Source organism: Pedobacter chinensis (assembly GCF_003339865.1).
In the GTDB taxonomy this organism is placed as follows: domain Bacteria; phylum Bacteroidota; class Bacteroidia; order Sphingobacteriales; family Sphingobacteriaceae; genus Pedobacter; species Pedobacter chinensis.
Map to the genome: position 1 here is coordinate 458,470 of NZ_QPKV01000003.1, position 19,796 is coordinate 478,265.

Here is a 19,796-nt window from a genome sequence, read left to right on the forward strand (position 1 = left end):
GGCAAAATTACATAATTCTAAATTGAAAGATTAATAAATCAATTTATAACCCTGCCCCCTTATATTGATAATAAAAACAGATGGGTCATCTTTCAAATATTTTCTTAATTTGGTAATGAACACATCCAGGCTTCTTCCTGAAAAATAATCATTATTGCTCCACAAGGTGTTTAAAATTACATTCCTGTCGAGCATATTATTTTTGTTTAGCAAAAGCATTTGTAAAATCTCGGCCTCTCTATTGGTTAAAATTCTTTGATTTCCGGCTAAGGTTAAAATACCCTCGGGGTAATGGAAATGATAGTCTCCGATGGCTATCGGTTGTCTTTTTTCAATTTGTGGGTTGATGATCAGCCTATTTTGGCTAAGCAGGGCCCTAATTCTAACCGTCAGTTCTTCAATGCTAAAAGGTTTTTTAAGGTAGTCATTGCCTCCGCTTTCAAAACCCATAACCACATCAGCAGGAAGTGATTTTGAAGTCAGGAATAGGATTGGTGTTTGTGTATCGATTTGTCTCAGTTGTTTTGCAATTGAAAATCCATCTCCATCAGGCAACATTACATCTAAAATTAATAGGTCGGGCTTAATTTTATGGTATTGACTGATGGTTTCGCTGGCTGTTGAAGATTGGGTAACATCAAAACCCTTTAATATCAGCGTTTCTTTAACAATTTCGGCAAGCGCAGGCTCATCTTCTGCAAAAAGAATCTTATTTAAATTGGCCATCCTAAAATCACTGTTGTTCCTTGTGCTAATTTACTTTCTATTTTATACCAGCCATTATGCTGCTGCATAATCTGCTTTACATAATTTAAGCCCAGGCCATAACCTTTAACCAGGTGGCGATTTCCGGTACTTACGCGATAGAATTTGTCAAAAACCGCAGGAATTTCTTTTTCTGAAATTCCGATTCCATTATCCTCAATGCTAATGATTAAATCATTATGGTTTCTAAGAATGTTAATCTTAATCTCAGGTTGATCTCTGGAGTATTTGATGGCATTATCCAGAATATTATTAATCGCGTGTTGAAACTGGGTTTCGTCAGCCAGAAGACAATCTGTTCCACTCTTATTTAAATACTCCACTGAAATATCCTTTCCACTAGCTATTTTATGGATATTGATGAGTTGCTTGATCATGGAATCAATTGCAATTTTTTCTTTGGTTAATGTTGATTTTCCCTCATGATAAATTGCCATCTTCAATACTTGATCAACCAGAAGATTTAGTCTTTCAATTTCATTTTTTGCGTGCGTTAAATACCTTTTTCGTTTATCTTCATTCTGGTTAACTTCATCGCTGCTTAAAGCTTCTATGGCAATAGACACTGTAGAAATGGGCGTTTTAAACTCATGGGTAATATTGCTGATGAAATCATTTTTAATGGCAGATAATCTCTTTTCGCGGAAAAGGCTTTTCAATATCACAAACATACAGCCAGAAACAATGACAATCATTGCTAAAGATGAGAATAGCATCAAGCCCATCCTGGAGAGAATATAGGAGGTTGGACTTTTAAACATTGCCCTTACATAACGTTGGTTATCTGTATAACGATAAGTGGAAAATGCCTTGGTAACGATAGGATAGGTTTTAGTTCGTGCTGATGCAGCAATTCCCTTGTTGTTGGTACTATCTTCCTTCTTTACTATAAAACTATAGGGTACTTTAATTTTTCTTTCTTTTAAATAAATATTAAATGCGGGGCGAAGCCTGGCGGTATCGAATTGATATTTTTTAGTTTGCTCATCCATAAAAAGACCAAGTTTCTGCGTTCGGTAATAAATTATATGTTGCTCTAAATCTTCTTCCCGCATTAATAAGGCGAGCCGGCTGGCAACTTGTTTCCGCACGCTTGTATCCCGTTTGTCTTTTGGAAGAGCCTTACTATAATCGGCCAATGAAAACGAGGAAGAAAATTTATCCTTTGCATTCCCATTCGCACTAACAGTATAAACATATTTCTGGTCTTTTTTGTCAAATCTTGCGCTTATGGTAAAGGCTGTGGTATCTAAAAGTTTATTTTCTATAATGTGCTGAATTGTATCACAACGTAAACTAAGCTCTTTCTTTATGCCATCTTCAAAAGCCAGATTTACTTCTTTTTCAAAATCTTTTAAGGCACTGTTATAATAGTTGATAATCCAATAAACCTGCAGTAACAGCAGCAACGCCATAACCGAAAAACAAATTACGACCAGAAGATTGGCACTTTTACGCATTCTCAAATGTATGTTAAATCTGTAAATCTAAAGATCCGTTAACATAATATAACATAAAATAACATGGTCGATAACTCATTTCAGAAAGGCTTTTATTCAATTTTGGATAAACAAAAATGATGAAAGCAATACTTTTTAATCTTTTATTCTCTGCATTTACCATTGGTGCAGCAGCTCAGGGACTTCAAATTAAAACCGGCGATCAGTTTCCTGATATACCGGTTAGAAATTTAATCAATGCTCCCGTTGTGTCCATACAGTTATCAAAGCCCGCGATTGATAAAATCTACATTTTAAATTTCTGGGGCACATGGTGCAGTCCTTGTATCCCGGAAATGGATTCTTTAGCCCGATTACAAAAGCAAAATGAAGCAAAAATTCAGGTAATTGGTATTTCTGATGATACACCATCAAGGCTGGCAAATTACCTAAAGAATAAACCATCCAAAATTTGGTTATCCAGTGATACATCTGGCTTTTTTTACCAATTATTTGCGTTGGCTTATGTTGGCCAAAGTGCTATCATTAATTCGAAAGGAAAAGTAGTGGCCTTGGTTAGAACTGATTCGATTAACCAGAAGTTGATTACCAGATTGATAAAAGGCGAGATCGTTAAATCCAGCGCAGCGCTTAAAGAGAAAGCCATAAATAATAATGATGATATTTTTGGGGTAGATTCTACCTTGAATAGTAGTTTTACACTGAGAGGTTATATGGTTGGACAGCAAAGTATGAGCAAAAGATATATTTTAAACGGGGCATATAAAAACAGAAGGATCACTTTTGTAAATAGCTCTGCCGAATCCATGTACCGGGCTGTTTATGGTATTGTTGCACAAAAACAGATAGCTTACGAAGTTCCGGAAAAAGAAGTATCGGATTTTGATAATAAACAAAGTTTGTATTGTTTGGATTTGCTGGTCAAAGCCGAAGAAAAAGATAGTTTGTACAACATTTTACAGCAACGATTGCAACAGTTTATGCCAGTAAAGGCCAGGATAGAATATAGGGAAATGCCAGTTTATGCTTTAGTGAATAAAAATTTTAACCAAAAGGAGTCTGCCAAAGAAAACCTGAGCTATGGTTTTAGTGGAAGAGGCTATGACGGTGTGGGAGCAACATTGGCTAACTTTGCCAACGACTATTTAAGTAATGAACTGGGATTGCCCGTTGTTGATGAAACGGGTTTGACCCAAAAGTATGACATTAAAACAAATGTGGAGGTTAGAACTAAAGAAGGTATTGTGAAATCACTGACAGATATTGGATTAGAATTGTTTAAAAAAGAAAAAAAAATGAAGGTTTTGGTTTTTTACAAATAGAAAAGGCACGGATTTATTCGTGCCTTTTCATAATGATTTTAAGGTCAATTTAGCAAAACAACTCCTGTTCATCTCTATTTTCCGTTGGGATTTTTTTAAGGAAATCATCAAATCCAGAACCAATATTATCAGAATAAATACCATAAGCATCTAATATATATCCAATATTTTTATCCTGATCCTCAACCAGGTATAGAACGGAATTATCTGCGGGGTCGGAGTCTCCTTCAAAACGATAAGTTTTTACAATTGTCAAATCCTCTGGTTTATAAATTTTACCCAGTGATTTGCTTTGCATCTTACCGTGGTCGGTCATTTTTAATTCGTTATCTCTTCCTTTCAGCCTCAATTTCTCTAAAATTTGACTCAAAGTGTTCATTGCAATTGGCTGTTCCATAGTTATATGATTTTTAGTACTCATTAAACAAGTGGTAGTGCAAATGGTTTTTAGTATCATCTATTTTAAATCAAACCAAATGATTGTCAATCTGTTTCATACTAAACTAAATTTTAAATGACATGAAAAAATATCTTCTAAGCCTGGCCATTGCTGGCGTTGCACTTGTAAGTGCCTGTTCTAAAACAGATAAAGAAATTGCTCAGGCAACATTGACAGAAACTGCCGATAATTCCAAAACCATTGGCACGGCAAAATTTTACGAATTAAATAACGGTAAGATTAAAATGGATATAGAAATTGATTTTGCTTCGAGAGCTGATAGCACGGTGGCGGTCCATTTTCATGAACATGGAGATTGTGGTAATATGGGCGAAAACACACATGGCCACTGGAATCCTACCAATGAGGCTCATGGTCAGTGGGGTTCTCCGGCATATCACAGTGGTGATATCGGGAATATTGTGTTAGATCCAAACGGTAAAGGGAAAATCTCAGTTACCACAGATCGTTGGAGTGTTAAAGATGGCGAAGTGACTAATATCATTGGAAGAGGAATCATTGTTCATGGAGGAACAGATGATTACAAAACGCAACCAACTGGGAATTCCGGGCCAAGGGTGGGTTGTGGTGTAATTGAAGCAGTTAAATAGTAATCATATCACAATTAAAAAAAGCGATTAAAATTATTTTAATCGCTTTTTTTATGTAATCTGATATCCGTTGTCATCATGATAAAAAAAACTTAAAACTTATGGCAACTCTAAACGAATCTCAAAGCGGCAAGGCCGTAAAAGGAAGAACCAGAAAAACAGCTCCTAGAGTGGATCTCACTGCAATGGTCGATCTTATGTTTTTACTCACCACTTTTTTCATGCTGACCACTTCACTGGGCACATTAAATGCTGCAGATATTGCCAAGCCAGATCAATGTGATCAGTGTGAAATGGATTATCCTGCTTCCAGAACAATGACAGTTTTACTCGGTAAAAACGACGAGACTGTGAGTTATATCGGAACGGCAGAAAATGCAGATATGAAAGTTACTCCGGTTAAAAATATTCAGGATGAAATCAACTCAAACAAATTATTGGTTGCCAAAGCTCATCACAATAACCCCGTAAAGTATATGATTGTGATCATTAAACCTACAAAAACGGCTAAATTTCAAAATTTTGTAGATCTGGTTGATGAAATGAAAATTGCAGATATTAAATCGTATAGTATTGATGATAAAAATATATCAGCTAAAGAAACCGATTTTATGAAAGCGAAAGGATTGTAGAGTATCGTTTGAATAAGAAAGTCAGCAGTAAACCAAGCGTAATGCCTGCAGATCGGGGATTTACTTCGTAGCTGCTTCGCGGTCTTCACTGCGTTCAGAATGACAATTATTTTTTGTTTTCTGCCCATTCCGGATGTGTTCACATAATAACTGAAAATGGGGATCTTATGGCAGTATAGTATCGCTTTAAGATCCCCAATCATTTAGGAATGATGGCCGGCAAGTTTTTTGAGCGGCCTCTTCAAATATTTATGAAAATTAAATTCCGAAAGCAGTTTTAACCTGATCCACGTAATCCAGCTTCTCCCAGGTAAACAATTCAACTGTTACCGTTTTTTCTTCACCATAAGGTGTTTTGAAGGTTTTGCTCACGGTTTCAGGAGTTCTGCCCATGTGGCCATAAGCAGCAGTTTCACTATAAATCGGGTTCCTCAACTTCAAACGTTGTTCTATGAAGTAAGGGCGCATATCAAAAATGGATTCAACTATCTTAGCGATTTCGCCATCAGTTTTGTCCACTTTTCCTGTTCCGTAGGTGTTGATATAAATGCCCATTGGTTTTGCCACGCCGATGGCGTAAGAAACCTGAACTAAAATCTCATCAGCAATGCCAGCGGCCACTAAGTTTTTAGCGATGTGGCGGGTGGCATAAGCAGCACTCCTATCCACTTTGCTCGGATCTTTTCCAGAAAATGCACCACCACCATGAGCGCCTTTACCACCGTAAGTATCCACAATGATTTTTCTACCGGTTAAACCTGTGTCGCCATGCGGACCACCGATAACGAACTTGCCTGTTGGATTGATGTGGTATTCAATTTTATCATTGAACAAGTGTGCGTATTGCGGATTGCTTTTGATGATTCTTGGAATCAGAATGTTGATCAAATCTGTTTTGATTTTAGCCAGCATGGCTGCTTCCTCATCAAAATCATCATGTTGTGTGGAAATCACAATCGCATCAATACGTACTGGTTTATTGTTATCATTGTACTCTAAGGTTACCTGGCTTTTGGCATCAGGGCGTAAATATGTTATTTCGTTGTTCTCACGCCTTAACACAGCAAGTTCCTGCAATAATTTATGAGAAAGGTTTAAAGCCAGTGGCATGTAATCTTCCGTTTCATTGGTGGCGTAACCAAACATCATGCCTTGGTCGCCGGCACCTTGCTCTTCTTTGTTGCTTCTGTCAACCCCCTGGTTAATATCCTGCGACTGTTCATGTATTGCAGATAAAATACCGCAAGAGTTGGCCTCAAACATATACTCGCTTTTGGTATAACCAATTTTTTTGATCACATCACGAGCGATTTGCTGAACATCTAAATAAGTTTTTGACTTAACCTCTCCGGCCAAAATAACCTGGCCGGTAGTTACCAAAGTTTCACAAGCTACTTTGGATTCAGAATCGAATGCTAAAAAGTTATCAATTAAAGCATCCGAGATTTGATCGGCGATTTTATCCGGGTGGCCCTCAGAAACAGATTCTGATGTAAATAAATACGACATCTATTAAAAATTTAATAATAAATAAACAGTTTGTTAAGCGCCAACGACCCCTGGAAACAGGTTGTACATGATTGAAGGAGGTATTAGCACTTTTTTTTAAGTGGTTGCAATCCGGTTCTGCATGACAGAACATAGCAAATCAGTCCACTTTTAACGCGACAAAATTAGCATATTTTCTTTATATCAAAAATTATAGATTATTTTGTGCTCTCATTCTTTACGCTTTGCACACAAAGACCAATATCCTTTTCATTATCAACCCCATCTCAGGAGGGAGGGGGAAGCTACGTATACCAGATTTTATCGATAAATATTTAGATAAGGACAGGTTCAGCGCTAATTTTGTTTTTACTGAATATATTGGCCATGCCAGCGAATTGGCTGATGAGGCTGCGATCAAAAATTTTGATGTGATTGTTGCTGCGGGCGGTGACGGTACTATTAACGAAGTGGCAACCAAAGTTTTAAAGCATAATATAATATTGGGTGTTTTGCCACTCGGTTCAGGAAATGGATTGGCCAGGTTTCTTACTATTCCTAAAAACTTGAGGCAGGCAATTCTTGCAATCAACGCTTTTAAGATTGATAAAATTGATACCGCGGTATTTAACAACAAATGCTTTTTTAATCTGGCAGGAATGGGTTTTGATGCTCATTTAAGTTCTGTATTTTCAGGTGATAAAAAACGAGGATTAACGGGTTATATAAAACTTGGTTTGCAGGAGGTTTTCAGTTATAAAGCAGAGGAGTATCTGATCAATATTGATGGAAAGGATTATAAGAGAAAAGCCTTTGCAATAAGTATTGCCAATTCGTCTCAATATGGAAACGATGTTTATATATCGCCCAATGCATCTGTACAGGATGGTTTACTCGATGTTTGCATTATAAAACCTTTCCCGATTTGGAAATTACCGGTTTTAAGCTACATCATGCTGAAAGGTACAGCAGAAACTTCAGATATGATAGAAATTATCAGGGGCAAAAACATCAAAATTACCCGTAAAAATCCAGGACCTGTTCATGTTGATGGTGAACCGCTGCAAATGGATGCTGAAATTGAAATAAGCATTAACCCGTTATCATTAAAGGTAATCATACCATAAGCTTTTTCAATTTCCATTTTCTATTATACATTTGCTTTATGAACCTTTCATGATCAACAATCTTTAATCACATACCGGAATGATAATTTGATCAGGATAAGCTCCATCTGATCACTAAAACAAAAGATAAAACAGATGAAACCGAAAAAAAATAGCCTAAGCGATCTCGGAGGTATTATGTACTCCACTAATCCAGCGTTCGAATTTCAGGAAGAAGTTGATGATACAGTAACCCCATCAAATAACCAGCAAGATTTACGTGTCATGCTTGATAAGAAAAACAGAGGTGGAAAAGCTGTCACATTAGTAACTGGCTTTAGAGGCAAAACAGAAGATTTGGAGGTATTAGGGAAAATGCTTAAAACAAAATGTGGTGTTGGTGGATCGGTTAAAGATGGGGAAATCATGATTCAGGGCGATGTGCGGGATAAAATAATGGCCATTCTTCAAAAGGATGGTTACAAAGTAAAGAAGGCCGGAGGTTAATACATTTCGCAATCAAAGCCATTGTGCTTATTGTTTATGCTTTTTACAGGTGTCTTAGTGTATTTTTTTAATTTTTTTGACGCCGTAAAAAACTGTCATAATAATCTGTAAATAAGTGTGTTAGGTAATAGTGTATTTGCTACAATATGTAAATATTTACGTTAAAACACTAGTTTTTCTCATAGAGAACTCATTACCTTTGTCTCACTAACTAACTTATTGTTATGAGCAAAAAGAAACTGCAGGCACCAGATTTAGGCTATTTAAATCTGGGAGAAAACATTGCCGTAAAGTACCAATTATCTCCAACGGAATTAATTGATGAAGCGTTACTGAATAAAGAAGGCACATTGGCATCTTCAGGCGCTTTAGCCGTGGATACGGGTAAATTTACAGGACGTTCCCCAAAGGATAGGTTCATCGTAAATGACGAAGTAACCGAGAACATGGTTTGGTGGGGTGATGTAAATATTAAAATTAGTTCTGCGCATTTCGATCAGTTGTTTAATAAAATAACAAGCTATCTTCACGATAAAAAAATTTATGTTCGTGATGCCGTTGCTTGTGCAGATCCGGATTATGCCATTTCCATCAGGGTAATTACAGAAACAGCTTATCAAAATCTTTTTGCCAATAACCTGTTTATTCGTCCGGAGGCGGACAAACTAGATAACACTCCGGAATGGACAATTATTGCAGCGCCAGGTTTTCTGGCAAATCCTCTGGTTGATGGAACGCGACAGGAAAACTTTTCCATCATCAACTTTACCAAAAAAATGATCTTAATTGGTGGAACCGGTTACACGGGAGAAATTAAAAAGGGTATATTCTCTGTTTTAAATTTCATTCTTCCGGTTTACAGGAATACACTTTCCATGCATTGTTCAGCCAACGTTGGTAAAGATGGTGATACTGCCATATTCTTTGGATTATCAGGAACCGGGAAAACGACCTTATCTGCCGATCCGGAAAGAGGATTAATAGGAGACGATGAACATGGTTGGGGAAAGAATTCAGTTTTTAACTTTGAAGGTGGTTGTTATGCTAAATGTGTCGATTTAACTCCGGAGAAAGAACCTCAGATCTATAATGCAATTAAATTCGGATCGTTACTTGAAAATATAAACTTCCATAATAATACTAAGGATGTGGATTATTCAAACATCGAAAAAACGGAAAATACCAGGGTTGCTTACCCGATAGAATATATTGATAATGCCGTTTTACCATCCATTGCATCTGTTCCAAAAAATATTTTCTTTTTAACTGCTGATGCTTTTGGAGTATTGCCTCCTATTTCAAAGTTAAATGTAGAACAGGCCATGTTTCATTTTATGAGTGGTTATACGGCCAAGGTGGCTGGAACGGAGACAGGCGTTACTGAACCACAGTTAACCTTTTCAGCCTGCTTCGGAAAAGCATTCCTTCCACTGCACCCTTCAATATATGCTGAGCTTTTAGGAGAAAAGATGAAAGCGCATAAAGTAAATGTATGGTTAGTTAATACAGGTTGGAGCGGTGGTCCTTACGGTGTAGGCAAAAGAATGAAATTAAGTTATACAAGGGCAATGATTTCTGCTGCCCTGAACGGAGGTCTGGATCATCAGCATTACAAAAAACACCATGTATTTAAATTAATGATTCCTTTACATTGCCCTAACGTACCGGATGAAATTTTAGATCCATCTAAAACATGGGATAACCAGGAAGAGTATTTTATAAAAGCCTATGAGCTGGCCGATGCCTTTACACAAAATTTTAAGCAATTTGAGCAACCAAAAGTGTCAAAAGCACAGCAAGAAGAGTTAAAATTGTGTTAAATGCAGTTTAAAATGCATTTTTTGAGCGAAAAATTTGCAATTAGATTTTTTTTTAGTTTTTATTGTGCAAGAATTGCCTCCGGCTGAGGCAATTTTTTTGTTATACACCCTTTGTGGTTATTATAAACTAAACGTTAAGTAACGATTTAATTGTTTATTGATTTATTAATTTGTAATTTAAAATCAATTTATAAATTTGTTTTTCGCAACAAAATCAGATAACATTCGTTGTGTGTAATACAAAAGAAAAAACAGCTAAAAATTAAAAACAAGAACTAAAACTAAAAATTAAAAAAAAATGGCAAACGCACCAAAACCAACAACTGTTAAAAAAGAGAGCTCTTCAAGTGCATCTAATGTTTTCGCAACATTGGTAATTCCTATTTGTATTGTAATTGGCTTTATCATTTGGAGATATGTATTAGGAGATCCTTCAAACTTTATCGACAACAATAATGAGAATTTACCATTGCCAAACAACTATCCTGGTACAGCTTACAAAGGAGGTCCAATTGTAGCGGTTTTAATCGGATTGCTATTAACAACAATTGTTTTCTCTATTGAGCGTTTAATCGTAATTGGTAAAGCAAGTGGTAAAGCTAGCTTAGATACGTTTATCATTAAAGTAAAAGGTTTATTAAATGCTGGCAACATCGAAGCTGCTAAAGCAGAGTGCGATAAACAACAAGGATCAGTTGCTAACGTAATCAAATCAGGTTTAAAAAAATACAGCGAAGTTGAGGCTGATACTAATCTTGATGTAGAGCAATCAATCGTTGCCATTCAAAAAGAAGTTGAAGAAGCAACAGCTTTAGAAATGCCAATGTTAGAGCAGAACTTAACAATCATTGCTACTTTGGTATCAATCGGTACTTTGATCGGTTTATTGGGTACAGTAACAGGTATGATTCGTGCATTCGCTGGTTTGGCGAACTCTGGTGCTCCAGATCAGGCTGCATTAGCGGTAGGTATCTCTGAGGCCCTGATCAACACGATGACAGGTATCGCGGTTTCTACTTTAGCAATTATTATGTACAACATCCTTACTTCTAAAATTGATAAGTTAACTTATGCAATTGATGAAGCTGGATTTAGCATCGTTCAAACTTACGCTAGTTCGCATAAATAATAAATTTTGAAAAAATTTTTACCGGCTTTATGGAAAACCGGGAAAAAGATCATCATTATTAAAAAGTAACTAATATTATGCCTAGAATTAAAGTTAAAAGAACCAGTACAGTAACAGATATGACCGCCATGTGCGACGTAGCTGCACTGTTGCTTACGTTCTTCATATTAACTGCTACGGCAAGACAACCAGAACCATTAGCGGTATCAACACCTTCATCTACGTATGAATTTAAGGTGCCTGCAGAGAACAATGCAATATTAACCATTGGTCAGGGTAAGGTTTTCTTTGAAGTAGCAGGACAAAAAGTTAGGGCTAGAACCTTAGAGTTAATTGGACAGCAGTATAACATCAGTTTTACGCCTGAGGAAATCAAAAAATTCTCAGTTGTTTCAACTTTTGGTGTTCCAATTTCAGATCTCAAAAAGTTTTTAGCGATGTCTGGTGCAGATCGTATGAAACCTGGTGTTCAAACCGGTATTCCTGCAGATTCTACAGACAATCAGTTAAATTCTTGGGTTTTGCAAGCTCGTACCGCAACCGCTGAAGTTAATCAGCAACCAATGCGTGTGAGTATAAAAGGAGATTCTAAAGAAGAATACCCTACAATTAAAAAAATCATAGATGTATTGCAAAAGCAGAAAGTGAACAAGTTTTTGTTGGTAACTAACGCTGAAGCTAGAAAAAAATAAGAAATGGCAGAATTAAACACAGGTGGGAAGAAAGCCACGCCAAGAGTCGATATGACGCCGATGGTTGATTTGATGTTCCTATTGGTAACATTCTTTATTTTAACTACTTCAATATCTACACCACAAGCAATGGATATTGTTAAGCCAGATAAAGACGATAACAATAAGGATAACAGGTTGGAACTGAAAGCTTCTAAAACCATGACTATTTTATTGGGTAAAAACGATAAAGTAGCCTGGTATATGGGAGAAGCTGGTGCAACAGCTCCAACTTTTGAAAATTTATCTCAAGTTGAAAAGTCGATCATCGAAAACAGAAAAGTTGCAGATGCATCTGGAGTGAAGGGTGAATTCGTGGTGTTGGTTAAGCCAACCAGCGCATCAAACTTCAAAAACTTTGTTGATATAATGGATGAGTTGGAAATATTAAAGGTAAAAGTTCGTCAGATTGATGATGACAATATCCTTGATAATGAAAAAGAAGCCATGAGAGCTCAAGGTATTTTATAATTTGTAAAATCAATAGTCATGTCAAAATTAGATATATTAAGAAAGGAGTGGATTGAAGTAGTTTTTGCTGATAAGAACAAAAGCTATGGAGCCTACCAATTGCGTAAAAGCAATGGTGCCAATACCACCCGGGCATTAATTATTGGTTCAATAGTATTTTTAGCGCTTTTCTTTGCCCCAAAAATCTATGGTCTTATTAAAGGTTCTATAGATGATCAGGAGCAGGTAGAAAAGGCACAAGAAGTAATTATTGCACCTCCGCCACCCGTAAATCCAGAAACCCCACCTCCACCTCCGGTAGAGCCACCCCCACCAAAAGTGGATCAGGTAAAAATGCCACCTCCAATTGTAAAACCGGATAATCTGGTACGCGATGAAGAGCCACCAACCGTAGAAAAGTTGAAAGAGGCAGATCCAGGTCAACGTGATATTAAAGGTGATCCAACTGCAGATATCGTTATTGCTGAGCCAGTAGGCGAAGGCCCGAAAAGAGAAGCTGCCGTTGCAGTTGATGATAATAAAGTTTATGACTTTGTTAGTATCGAGAAACAACCAGAATATCCAGGTGGTATCGCTAAGTTTTATCAGTATTTAGGTAAAGCAATCAAATACCCGCCAATGGCACAGGAAAATAACGTACAGGGTAAAGTGTTTTTATCTTTCGTTGTTGAAAAAGATGGTAAATTAACAGATATCCAGGTTACCCGCGGTTTGGGTAGCGGTACTGATGAAGAAGCTGTCCGTGTATTGAAAGCCAGTCCACGTTGGAACCCAGGTATCCAAAATGGTAAGCCGGTAAGGGTAAAATACAACATCAATGTTAACTTTACATTGAACTAATCGTAAATGTTAAATTTTGATATTTTTAAGCAAAAATCGCCTAAACAGCGGTTTTTGCTCATTTTAGGACTTGCCACGTTTCTTTTATACCTGATAATGGGGCTTGCATTTATCTTTTGGGCACCACTTGCGTTGCGATTTAACTTCATCCCAACCTGGGGCCGTATAGCAATCGGGATTTTTTTAATTTTTTATGCTTTTGTAAGATTGTTAAGTCTAGGGAGGCGAGACTAAATCCAGCCATGAAAAACTTTCTTTATATATTTTTTATACTTGCGTTCGTATCTTGTAAAAGAAAAGATAAGCCCGCAAATGTTAAGGAAACCAGAACAAGTGGTACATTGAAAATCCTGATCGATGAAAGTGTAAGCCCGATTGTTCAGGAACAAATTGACATTTTTAGCCTGGATTATCCTGCTGCAAAATTCGAAACCACCATTAAGCCCGAAGAAAAGATTATTCCCGCTTTTTTAAACGATAGCGTTCGTGTTATTGTAATGCCCAGGTTGCTCACCAAAGAAGAAGAGAAATATTATAACCAGCGTGGCATAAGAATTAATTCTACCCGGTTTGCAGTAGATGGAATCGCATTAATTACAAATAAAGACAATATTGACAGCACAATCACCGTTAAAGAAGTTGTTGATATATTACAGGGGAAAAGTTCAGGTAAGAAATTGGTCTTTGATAACGCTTATTCAAGTACCTTCCAATATTTTAAGCAACTGGCAAATATTAGCCAGTTTCCGGCTCAAGGTGTTTATTCAAAAAATTCCAGCACAGAAGTTATTAAACTTATTGCAAATGATAAAAATTTTATTGGTATTTTAGGCGTGAATTGGATTTTTGACCGAAATACAAAACTAGCTGAATACCTGTCAAAAGTGAAAACACTTGGGGTTAAAAACTTAAAAGGCAGAAAAGGTGATGACCAGTTTTATAAACCAACACAAGATAATCTTATTAACGGAATCTATCCTTTTTTAAGAAACGTAAATATAATAGATTGCGAAGGCAGAGATGGTTTAGGCACAGGATTTGCAACATGGTTAAGGAGCCAGCGAGGACAGTTAATTGTACTTAAATCCGGACTTGGGCCACATAAATTAATGCCTAGAGAAATAAATTTAACGAAAGAATAGTAAATTAAAATTATAAATTGAACCATGGGCGAAAGCCCCATTATTAAAGAACAGAATATCCAATGAAGCCTGGGTGAATGATTAAAAGTAAACACGATTCACACAAACTTCATTACCATTAAAAAAACAATAAAGAACTATGAAAATTTTAAAGAAAGCAATAACCTTAAATGTAGGTTTGGTGTTGATGGGTTCTGCAGTTTTTGCTCAAAATTTAAACGACGCGAAAAAAGCCATTGACGCTGAACAGTATCAGAAAGCATCATCAATGCTTAAATCATTGGTAAGCTCACAAGCTTCAAATGGCGAAAATTATTATAATCTTGGTTTGGTTTATTTAAAAACTGGTTATATTGATTCAGCCCGTGCTGTATTTACCAGAGGTGTAACAGCTGATGCTAAAAATAATTTAAACCTGATTGGTTTAGGAGAAGCTGATATGTTATCTGATAACCCTACTTCAGCTAAAACTAATTTTGATAAGGCGGTAGCTTTAGCACCAAAAGATTATAAAACATATCTGAATATTGGTAAAGCTTATTTAGCACAGGATAAACCAAGCGATGACGTTTCGAAACCAGATTTTACAAATGCTTTGGCAAATATTAACAAAGCTGATGAGCTGGATTCAAAAGACAAGGACGCAGAAGTTTTCTTAGCACAAGGTGATGCATATGCTTTGCAGAAAAAAAATTCTGAGGCATTAGGTCCGTATATGCGTGTTAATGATATCGACCCTAATAACCGTAGAGCCAAAACGCAAATCGGTAAAATGTATAAAGAATCCAGAGCATTTCCGGAAGGTGAAAAAGAATTACAGGATGTAATTGCTGCTGATCCGAATTATGGTCCTGCTTACCGTGAATTAGGCGAGCTTTATTTGCAATGGAGTAGCTTTGGTACCGATCAGGAGAAAGCTAAACAAGGTATTGAGAATTATAAAAAATATATGGATTTGACTGACAAATCTTTAGAATCTCAATTACGTTATGCTCAATTCTTGTTCTATGCTAAAGATTTCCAAACTTTAGAACAAGTTGCTTCAAGTATGCAGGTTCCAGCTAACGATCCTAAAGGCATTGTTGTGGCAAGATTAAAAGGATGGTCAGCTTACGAAAACAAAAACTACCCACAAGCTTTATCTTATTTGACTGATTTCTTTGCAAAAGAAAAAGATAAATCTAAAATTTTGGGTAACGATTACTTGTATTTAGGTAAATCTCAGTTAAAAGCTGGTCAGGATAGTTTAGCTGTTTTAAATATTATTGAGGCTGCTAAAATTGATTCTAACAATGCTGATGCATTAGCTGAAGCTGGTTTGGCTTTGATGAAAGCAAAAAAATATGCTAAATCTGCGGAGATTTATAACTTGGCTATTAAATATAATCCTAATGGTAAAGGTTCATTAACAAACTATTACTATTTAGGTCAAACCAGGTTCTATGAGTCTTATTTCTTGCAAAGAGATAAAAAACCTATTAATACAGCTGGTTTAATTGAAGCAGATTCTGCTTTAAGCCACTTAAATCAGGTTTCTCCTGATTTTGCTTTAGGTTATTTCACGAGAGCGAGAATTGCAAATTTATTGGATGATAAAACCAATCCTAAATATGCTTCAATACCGTTTTTTGAAAAATATATTAGCTTAGTAAAACCAGAAGAACAAGCTAGCAATAAAACTAACTTAGTAGAATCTTATGATTACTTAGGCGCTTATTATGCTGATAAGGATAAAGCAAAAGCAATTGACTTTTTAAATAAAAGTATTGCACTAGATCCTGCAGGTCCGTTTGCTTCAGCAAAATTAAAGGAACTTCAAGCTCCAGCAGCCAAAGGAAAAGGTAAATAACAATTTAATTAAATAATTTAGAAAAGGCAGAGTTTGGTTACTCTGCCTTTTTCTTTTACTTTTGCATCAGAAAATAAAGATTATGCAAGCGCAAAGTACCTCAATAGATTTTTTACCAATTATATTTCAAGTGATTGTTGCCTTAGGTTTCGTAGTAACTACCTTAGTTGCCACTCACTTTTTAGGTCCAAAACGTAAAACAAGTGATAAGCTTGAAACTTTTGAGGCGGGTGTGAAAGTGGTAGGTAATGCCCGTCAGCCTTTCTCTATTAAATATTTTGTGGTAGCTATTCTTTTCGTTTTGTTTGATATTGAGGTTATCTTCATGTATCCATGGGCAGTAAACTTTCGTGCACTTAAAATGGATGGCATGATTGAAATGTTCATTTTCATGGGCACTTTATTACTAGGCTTTATCTATGTAATTAAGAAAAAAGTATTAGACTGGAACTGATTCAGTTTGCGGTTAAAGTTATTGGTTATCCGTTTGCGGTTCACAACTGAAAACTGCCAATTGCCAACTGAAAACTGAATGTGTATGAACTACACTTACTCAAGTTTGTTTTAATTATTTAGAAAGGTTCTAAATCAAGACTGGCTAGTTTAATTGCCTTTAAAATATTGTAAATTTGTTGCTCATTCTGCAAAGGGATGAGCATTTTTTGTTTATAAACATGAGTGAAATTAATATAGTTGATGCGCCGCCGGGAACTGAGGGACCAGGCTATTTTGCCACTTCTCTTGATAAAGTGATCGGTTTGGCTCGCTCCAATTCATTATGGCCATTACCTTTCGCAACATCTTGTTGTGGAATTGAATTTATGGCTACCATGGGTTCTCACTACGATTTAGGTCGTTTTGGTGCAGAACGTTTGAGTTTTTCTCCCCGTCAGGCAGATGTTTTAATGGTAATGGGTACCATCGCTAAAAAAATGGCCCCGGTGTTAAAACAGGTTTATATCCAAATGGCCGAACCACGTTGGGTAATGGCGGTTGGTGCCTGCGCAAGTAGCGGAGGCATTTTTGATACTTATTCCGTTTTGCAGGGTATTGATGAGGTTATTCCGGTGGACGTGTATGTTCCGGGTTGCCCGCCAAGACCAGAAGCGATTTTAGACGGTTTCCAACGTATTCAGGATTTGGTTAAAAACGAATCAGGAAGAAGAAGAAACTCTGATTATTATAAAGAACTTTTAGGTCAATACGGTATTAAATAATGGAAGAAACGACGCTAAATAACGACATCCACGTTAAGCTGACTGAAAAGTTTGGCGAAAAAGTTACAGCCATTTCCGAACCTTATGGCCTATTAACTTTCGTAACATATAAAGATGTTATCGTAAATGTGCTTTCACATCTTAAAAATGAATTAAAATTTAACTTTCTTACTGATATTACTGCCGTTCACTATCCGGGCAAAGACCATGGCATTGCAGTGGTTTATCATCTGCATAATATGGTGGAAAAAGTTAGAATCAGGATTAAGGTTTTTATTTCAGAACAAAATCCAACCATCCCTACAGCAACAACGATCTGGAAGGGTGCAAATTGGATGGAACGTGAAACTTACGATTTGTTCGGGGTTAAATTTGAAGGACACCCCGATTTACGCCGCATTTTAAACATGGATGATTTAGGTGTTTTCCCGATGTTGAAACAATACCCTTTGGAAGACCCGAACAGAGTAGATAAAAAAGACGAATTTTTTGGAAGGTAATATATGAATCACAACCATCCGGTATTTACAGATAACGACCCGCAAAGTGAGCTGGTAACCTTAAACTTAGGGCCAACGCACCCTGCAACCCATGGCGTTTTTCAAAACGTTTTGCAATTAGATGGCGAGCGTATTGTAAGCGGAGTTTCTACAATTGGCTACATTCATCGTGCTTTTGAAAAAATAGCTGAGCATCGCCCGTTTTATCAAATTACACCACTTACCGACCGTTTAAATTATTGTTCATCGCCCATTAACAACATGGGATGGCACATGACGGTGGAGAAGTTGTTGAATATCCAGATGCCAAAGCGTGTAGATTATCTTCGCGTGATCGTGATGGAGCTTTCCCGTATAGCTGATCATATCATCTGCAATACCATTATTGGCCAGGATACTGGTGCAACAACAACTTTCTTATATCTTTTTCAGTTCCGTGAACATATTTACGAAATCTTCGAGGAGGTTTGCGGTGCCCGCTTAACTACCAATATTGGCCGTATAGGCGGTTTCGAAAGAGATTTCAATGATATCGCTTTTGCGAAAATCGACAAATTTTTAAAAGAGTTTCCAAAAGCCTTAAAAGAGTTCGAAAATCTTTTAACACGTAACCGTATTTTCATTGACAGAACAGCCGGCGTTGCGGAGGTTTCACAGGAAAAAGCTTTGGAGTACAGCTGGACTGGTCCACTTTTGCGTGCAACTGGTGTGGATTATGACGTTCGCGTAAGCGACCCGTATTCTTCTTATCAGGATTTCGATTTTGAAGTTCCGGTTGGAACCAGCGGCGATATTTACGATCGGTATCTGGTTCGTAACGAAGAAATGTGGCAAAGTGTCCGCATTATCGAACAAGCTCTTGTAAAGTTAAAAACAGAACCAAAAGGCATTTTTCATGCTGATGTGCCTGAGTTTTATCTTCCTCCTAAACAAGAGGTTTATAATAATATGGAAGCATTAATTTATCACTTTAAAATTGTGATGGGTGAAATTGATGCGCCAAAAGCAGAAGTTTATCACGCCGTAGAAGGCGGAAATGGGGAATTAGGTTTCTATCTGATTAATGATGGCGGCCGTACACCTTATCGTTTACACTTCCGCAGACCAAGTTTTGTAAATTACCAAATGTTTGCACCAATGAGTGAAGGTATGTTATTATCCGATGCCATTATCAACATGAGTAGTATGAACATTATTGCAGGAGAATTAGATGCTTAAAGTAGAAGAACAAACACCTGTAGAATTTTCATCAGAATTGCTTGCCAAATTTGATGAAATAAAAAGCCGTTATCCAGAAGGAAAGCATAAATCAGCTTTGCTGCCATTATTACATTTAGTACAGGCAGAATATCTTTGGGTAAGCACTCCGGCAATGGATAAGGTTGCTGAATATTTAAATATTCAACCCATTGAAGTGTATGAGGTAGCAACATTTTATACCATGTACTTTTTAAAACCACAAGGTAAATATGCTTTGGAGGTTTGCCGTACAGGCCCTTGCTGTTTGGTAGGCGCAGAAAAAATATTAAAACACCTGGAGGAAAAACTAGGTGTTAAAGAAGGCGAAGTTACAGCCGATGGCTTATTCAGCTTTAGAGGAGTTGAATGTTTAGCGGCCTGCGGTTTTGGTCCGGTATTACAAATTAGCCCGGAATATACTTTCTACGAAAACTTAACTACCGAAAGTGTAGATAAACTGATTGAAGATTTAAAGAACAAGTCCTAACTCGGAAGTCTTAAGTCGGGAGTCCGTTTTGACCCAAGACT

General features: G+C 36.8%; 21 protein-coding genes. 17 read left to right on the top strand and 4 right to left on the bottom strand.

Going from position 1 to position 19,796, the window contains the following annotated elements; all coding sequences use genetic code 11:
- Positions 1 to 30: 30 nt before the first annotated feature.
- Together DU508_RS07245 and DU508_RS07250 are read right to left on the bottom strand one after the other, a co-directional pair.
- Entirely contained in the window at positions 31 to 726 is a 696-nt protein-coding gene (locus DU508_RS07245) for a response regulator transcription factor (protein ID WP_115402168.1), read from the bottom strand.
- Positions 714 to 2,225, bottom strand: coding sequence for a sensor histidine kinase (locus DU508_RS07250; RefSeq protein WP_115402169.1), 1,512 nt, complete (start codon positions 2,223 to 2,225; stop codon positions 714 to 716). The genes DU508_RS07245 and DU508_RS07250 overlap by 13 nt, the downstream gene beginning before the upstream one ends.
- 116 nt (positions 2,226 to 2,341) lie before the next feature.
- Between DU508_RS07250 and DU508_RS07255 the strand changes: the two genes are divergently transcribed.
- Positions 2,342 to 3,547: a redoxin domain-containing protein gene (locus DU508_RS07255; RefSeq protein ID WP_115402170.1), complete on the top strand. Its 1,206-nt coding sequence runs from the start codon at positions 2,342 to 2,344 to the stop codon at positions 3,545 to 3,547.
- A 49-nt stretch (positions 3,548 to 3,596) separates the two neighbouring features.
- Here the strand turns inward: DU508_RS07255 and DU508_RS07260 are convergent, their stop codons facing one another.
- A complete protein-coding gene (locus DU508_RS07260; protein ID WP_115402715.1) occupies positions 3,597 to 3,944 on the bottom strand; it encodes a hypothetical protein in 348 nt (115 codons plus the stop codon).
- 122 nt (positions 3,945 to 4,066) lie between these two features.
- Between DU508_RS07260 and DU508_RS07265 the strand changes: the two genes are divergently transcribed.
- Positions 4,067 to 4,597 carry a superoxide dismutase family protein gene (locus tag DU508_RS07265; RefSeq protein WP_115402171.1) on the top strand — a complete coding sequence of 177 codons (531 nt, stop codon included), beginning with the start codon at positions 4,067 to 4,069 and terminating at the stop codon, positions 4,595 to 4,597.
- A 101-nt stretch (positions 4,598 to 4,698) separates the two neighbouring features.
- Positions 4,699 to 5,229 (top strand): ExbD/TolR family protein, encoded by a 531-nt coding sequence (locus tag DU508_RS07270; protein WP_115402172.1) that lies wholly within the window; start codon positions 4,699 to 4,701, stop codon positions 5,227 to 5,229.
- Positions 5,230 to 5,487: 258 nt separating this feature from the next.
- Here the strand turns inward: DU508_RS07270 and metK are convergent, their stop codons facing one another.
- Positions 5,488 to 6,738: a methionine adenosyltransferase gene (metK, locus tag DU508_RS07275; RefSeq protein ID WP_115402173.1), complete on the bottom strand. Its 1,251-nt coding sequence runs from the start codon at positions 6,736 to 6,738 to the stop codon at positions 5,488 to 5,490.
- A 224-nt stretch (positions 6,739 to 6,962) separates the two neighbouring features.
- Here metK and DU508_RS07280 point away from each other — a divergent pair, with 224 nt between their 5' ends.
- The 14 genes from DU508_RS07280 to DU508_RS07350 all read left to right on the top strand — a co-directional run bounded on the left by DU508_RS07280 (position 6,963) and on the right by DU508_RS07350 (position 19,755).
- Complete coding sequence (locus tag DU508_RS07280; protein WP_199562667.1) at positions 6,963 to 7,844, top strand: diacylglycerol/lipid kinase family protein; 882 nt, start codon at positions 6,963 to 6,965, stop codon at positions 7,842 to 7,844.
- 135 nt (positions 7,845 to 7,979) lie between these two features.
- Entirely contained in the window at positions 7,980 to 8,330 is a 351-nt protein-coding gene (locus DU508_RS07285) for a translation initiation factor (protein WP_115402175.1), read from the top strand.
- Between the two features lie 224 nt (positions 8,331 to 8,554).
- On the top strand, positions 8,555 to 10,150 hold the full coding sequence (gene pckA, locus DU508_RS07290) for a phosphoenolpyruvate carboxykinase (ATP) (protein ID WP_115402176.1): 1,596 nt from the start codon (positions 8,555 to 8,557) through the stop codon (positions 10,148 to 10,150).
- A 298-nt stretch (positions 10,151 to 10,448) separates the two neighbouring features.
- Positions 10,449 to 11,279, top strand: a complete 831-nt coding sequence (locus tag DU508_RS07295) for a MotA/TolQ/ExbB proton channel family protein (RefSeq protein ID WP_115402177.1) — start codon at positions 10,449 to 10,451, stop codon at positions 11,277 to 11,279.
- 77 nt (positions 11,280 to 11,356) lie between these two features.
- A complete protein-coding gene (locus DU508_RS07300) occupies positions 11,357 to 11,971 on the top strand; it encodes a biopolymer transporter ExbD (protein WP_115402178.1) in 615 nt (204 codons plus the stop codon).
- Positions 11,972 to 11,974: 3 nt separating this feature from the next.
- Positions 11,975 to 12,481 carry an ExbD/TolR family protein gene (locus DU508_RS07305; protein ID WP_115402179.1) on the top strand — a complete coding sequence of 169 codons (507 nt, stop codon included), beginning with the start codon at positions 11,975 to 11,977 and terminating at the stop codon, positions 12,479 to 12,481.
- 18 nt (positions 12,482 to 12,499) lie between these two features.
- Positions 12,500 to 13,321, top strand: coding sequence for an energy transducer TonB (locus tag DU508_RS07310; protein WP_115402180.1), 822 nt, complete (start codon positions 12,500 to 12,502; stop codon positions 13,319 to 13,321).
- 242 nt (positions 13,322 to 13,563) lie between these two features.
- The gene (locus tag DU508_RS07320; protein WP_115402182.1) at positions 13,564 to 14,463 is read left to right on the top strand and encodes a PstS family phosphate ABC transporter substrate-binding protein; all 900 of its coding nucleotides are present in this window, start codon (positions 13,564 to 13,566) and stop codon (positions 14,461 to 14,463) included.
- A gap of 139 nt (positions 14,464 to 14,602) precedes the next feature.
- Positions 14,603 to 16,312, top strand: coding sequence for a tetratricopeptide repeat protein (locus DU508_RS07325; RefSeq protein ID WP_115402183.1), 1,710 nt, complete (start codon positions 14,603 to 14,605; stop codon positions 16,310 to 16,312).
- Positions 16,313 to 16,394: 82 nt separating this feature from the next.
- Positions 16,395 to 16,766, top strand: a complete 372-nt coding sequence (locus DU508_RS07330; protein WP_115402184.1) for an NADH-quinone oxidoreductase subunit A — start codon at positions 16,395 to 16,397, stop codon at positions 16,764 to 16,766.
- 220 nt (positions 16,767 to 16,986) lie between these two features.
- Complete coding sequence (locus tag DU508_RS07335; protein ID WP_039472971.1) at positions 16,987 to 17,529, top strand: NADH-quinone oxidoreductase subunit B; 543 nt, start codon at positions 16,987 to 16,989, stop codon at positions 17,527 to 17,529.
- Positions 17,529 to 18,029 (top strand): NADH-quinone oxidoreductase subunit C, encoded by a 501-nt coding sequence (locus DU508_RS07340; RefSeq protein WP_115402185.1) that lies wholly within the window; start codon positions 17,529 to 17,531, stop codon positions 18,027 to 18,029. Before DU508_RS07335 ends, DU508_RS07340 begins: the two co-directional genes overlap by 1 nt.
- Before the next feature lie 3 nt (positions 18,030 to 18,032).
- Positions 18,033 to 19,247 carry an NADH-quinone oxidoreductase subunit D gene (locus tag DU508_RS07345; protein ID WP_115402186.1) on the top strand — a complete coding sequence of 405 codons (1,215 nt, stop codon included), beginning with the start codon at positions 18,033 to 18,035 and terminating at the stop codon, positions 19,245 to 19,247.
- Positions 19,240 to 19,755 (top strand): NADH-quinone oxidoreductase subunit NuoE family protein, encoded by a 516-nt coding sequence (locus tag DU508_RS07350; protein ID WP_115402187.1) that lies wholly within the window; start codon positions 19,240 to 19,242, stop codon positions 19,753 to 19,755. Before DU508_RS07345 ends, DU508_RS07350 begins: the two co-directional genes overlap by 8 nt.
- Positions 19,756 to 19,796: the final 41 nt, after the last annotated feature.

Excerpts from the sequence above, each read along its gene's own strand:
- DU508_RS07255 (WP_115402170.1), top strand. The coding sequence starts at position 2,342 with ATGATGAAAGCAATACTTTTTAATCTTTTATTCTCTGCATTTACCATT.
- DU508_RS07345 (WP_115402186.1), top strand. The coding sequence starts at position 18,033 with ATGAATCACAACCATCCGGTATTTACAGATAACGACCCGCAAAGTGAG.
- DU508_RS07310 (WP_115402180.1), top strand. The coding sequence starts at position 12,500 with ATGTCAAAATTAGATATATTAAGAAAGGAGTGGATTGAAGTAGTTTTT.
- DU508_RS07325 (WP_115402183.1), top strand. The coding sequence starts at position 14,603 with ATGAAAATTTTAAAGAAAGCAATAACCTTAAATGTAGGTTTGGTGTTG.
- DU508_RS07350 (WP_115402187.1), top strand. The coding sequence starts at position 19,240 with ATGCTTAAAGTAGAAGAACAAACACCTGTAGAATTTTCATCAGAATTG.
- DU508_RS07285 (WP_115402175.1), top strand. The coding sequence starts at position 7,980 with ATGAAACCGAAAAAAAATAGCCTAAGCGATCTCGGAGGTATTATGTAC.
- DU508_RS07300 (WP_115402178.1), top strand. The coding sequence starts at position 11,357 with ATGCCTAGAATTAAAGTTAAAAGAACCAGTACAGTAACAGATATGACC.
- DU508_RS07245 (WP_115402168.1), bottom strand. The coding sequence starts at position 726 with ATGGCCAATTTAAATAAGATTCTTTTTGCAGAAGATGAGCCTGCGCTT.
- DU508_RS07295 (WP_115402177.1), top strand. The coding sequence starts at position 10,449 with ATGGCAAACGCACCAAAACCAACAACTGTTAAAAAAGAGAGCTCTTCA.
- DU508_RS07265 (WP_115402171.1), top strand. The coding sequence starts at position 4,067 with ATGAAAAAATATCTTCTAAGCCTGGCCATTGCTGGCGTTGCACTTGTA.
- DU508_RS07335 (WP_039472971.1), top strand. The coding sequence starts at position 16,987 with ATGAGTGAAATTAATATAGTTGATGCGCCGCCGGGAACTGAGGGACCA.
- DU508_RS07305 (WP_115402179.1), top strand. The coding sequence starts at position 11,975 with ATGGCAGAATTAAACACAGGTGGGAAGAAAGCCACGCCAAGAGTCGAT.
- DU508_RS07320 (WP_115402182.1), top strand. The coding sequence starts at position 13,564 with ATGAAAAACTTTCTTTATATATTTTTTATACTTGCGTTCGTATCTTGT.
- DU508_RS07260 (WP_115402715.1), bottom strand. The coding sequence starts at position 3,944 with ATGGAACAGCCAATTGCAATGAACACTTTGAGTCAAATTTTAGAGAAA.
- DU508_RS07250 (WP_115402169.1), bottom strand. The coding sequence starts at position 2,225 with ATGCGTAAAAGTGCCAATCTTCTGGTCGTAATTTGTTTTTCGGTTATG.
- DU508_RS07340 (WP_115402185.1), top strand. The coding sequence starts at position 17,529 with ATGGAAGAAACGACGCTAAATAACGACATCCACGTTAAGCTGACTGAA.
- DU508_RS07330 (WP_115402184.1), top strand. The coding sequence starts at position 16,395 with ATGCAAGCGCAAAGTACCTCAATAGATTTTTTACCAATTATATTTCAA.
- DU508_RS07270 (WP_115402172.1), top strand. The coding sequence starts at position 4,699 with ATGGCAACTCTAAACGAATCTCAAAGCGGCAAGGCCGTAAAAGGAAGA.
- metK (WP_115402173.1), bottom strand. The coding sequence starts at position 6,738 with ATGTCGTATTTATTTACATCAGAATCTGTTTCTGAGGGCCACCCGGAT.
- pckA (WP_115402176.1), top strand. The coding sequence starts at position 8,555 with ATGAGCAAAAAGAAACTGCAGGCACCAGATTTAGGCTATTTAAATCTG.